Source organism: Streptomyces inhibens, assembly GCF_003389455.1.
GTDB classification, from domain to species: Bacteria; Actinomycetota; Actinomycetes; order Streptomycetales; family Streptomycetaceae; genus Streptomyces; species Streptomyces inhibens.
Genome location: NZ_QUAC01000302.1, coordinates 1 through 1818 on the forward strand (window position 1 = coordinate 1; position 1818 = coordinate 1818).

At 76.6% G+C, this 1818-nt stretch carries 1 protein-coding gene and 1 pseudogene; one reads left to right on the forward strand and one right to left on the reverse strand.

What is annotated here, in order from left to right:
- Positions 1–1522 (forward strand): sensor histidine kinase (locus DY245_RS33080; protein ID WP_425329469.1); only part of this gene is annotated, 1522 nt, incomplete at its 5' end.
- 25 nt (positions 1523–1547) lie between these two features.
- Here the strand turns inward: DY245_RS33080 and DY245_RS33085 are convergent.
- Positions 1548–1818 (reverse strand): annotated as a pseudogene (locus tag DY245_RS33085) (M56 family metallopeptidase); the annotation flags it as partial.

Sequence of the window (1818 nt, forward strand, 5' to 3'; positions counted from 1 at the left end):
CTCCGGGCCCCGGGCCCGGCGCGGCCGTCGGCTGCGCGCCCGGCTGCGTGCCTGGATGCGTGCCGTGCGCGGCGGCGGGTCGGCCGCCTGGCTGCGCACCCGTAAGCCCGCCAGCCTGCGCACCGCCTTCGCGGTGGCGTTCGCCATCGGGGCCGCCGCGGTGACCGTGCTCGTCGGATTCCTCAGCTACGACGCGGCGGCCCGGCTGGTGCGGGTGGACGAGAAGTCGGTGTTCTCCGAGGTCGTACGGGATCTGCGGACCCAGGTCCGGGAGAAGCCGTTCGCGCCCTCCGACTATGCGACCGCCGACCCCGACCACGACGGACCGCGCGACGACCTCACCCGGCCCACCCGTACCGATGTACAGATCCTGGGCGCCGGCGGCCGGATCGTCGAGCTGGGGCGCCCGGCCCTGCCGGTCGGTGCCGCGGAGCGCCGGATCGCCACGGACGCACACGCCGGCCGGTACACGGAGCGGGAGGCGGACATCGGCGACGAGGAGTACCACGTCGCCACCGTTGCGCTCGGCGGCGGCCGCGGGGCCGTCCAGGTCGCCCAGAAGTTCAGCGAGACCGAGGATCTGCTCTCCGCGCTCCAGCAGCGCACCGCCCTGCTGGCGGCCGCGGTCATCGCGCTGTCCGGCGCGGCCGGCTGGTGGCTGGCGCGCCGGATCACCGGCCGGCTGGTGCGGCTGACCTCGGTCGCCGAGAGCGTGGCGGAGCACGGGCGGCTGGACGTACCGGTGCCGGTGGCGGGCCGGGACGAGGTCGCCCGGCTCGGGCGGGCCTTCGACGACATGCTCGGGCGGCTGGCCAGCGCGGTCCAGGACCAGCAGCGCCTGGTCCAGGACGCCGGCCATGAGCTGCGCACCCCGCTGACCTCGCTGCGTACGAACATCTCGCTGCTGAAGCGGTTCGAGGAACTGCCGTCGGACGCCCGCGACGAGCTGCTGACCGATCTGGCGGGCGAGGCCAGGGAACTCAGCGATCTGGTCAACGAGCTGGTCGATCTGGCGGCCGGACAGCGCGACGACGACCCGCTGTCCGAGGTGCACCTGGCCCAGGTCGCGGAGAAGGCGGCCGGGTCCGCCCGGCGCCGCACCGGCCGCGAGATCACCGTACGGACCACGCGCCCGGCGGTGGTCGAGGGCCGCCCCGCCGCGCTGCACCGTGCGCTCACCAATCTGCTGGAGAACGCCGCCAAGTTCGACGCGGGCGGGACGGAGCCGATCGAGGTCCAGGTCACCGGCGCCCGCATCGAGGTCCTCGACCGCGGCCCCGGCATCGCCGAAGCCGACCTCACCCGGGTCTTCGACCGCTTCTACCGGGCGCCGGCCGCCCGCGGCCTGCCCGGCTCCGGCCTCGGCCTCGCCATCGTCCGCGAGATCGCCACCGCCCATGGCGGCCACGCCTTCGCCGCCCACCGCCCGGGCGGCGGTGCCACGCTGGGCTTCACCGTCGGCAGGGGGAAGGGCGGCGGTACGGGAACCGGGGCGCATACGGGGGCCGGGGCGGGCGAGTAGGGCCCGCCCCCCGTTCCCCGGCAGCTCAGTGCGCCGCCTCCCCCTGGGCCACCTCCACCGTCTCGTGCAGGTCGGCCGCGGCGTCCAGGGCGGCGCCCGCGGAGAAGGCGATGCAGGCGAGCAGGGCCGCGGCGATCAGACGGCGGCCGCGGAAGCCGGTGCGTATCGGGGGGTGACCGGTTGTCCGGTCGGAGGTCAGGAGGGCGGCGACCCGGCGCGGTACGGGGCCGGCCGTCGCGGCGAGGACGGCGCCGGGACGGAGCGGCCCCCGGTCATGCGGGCGGGCGGCCAGCGCG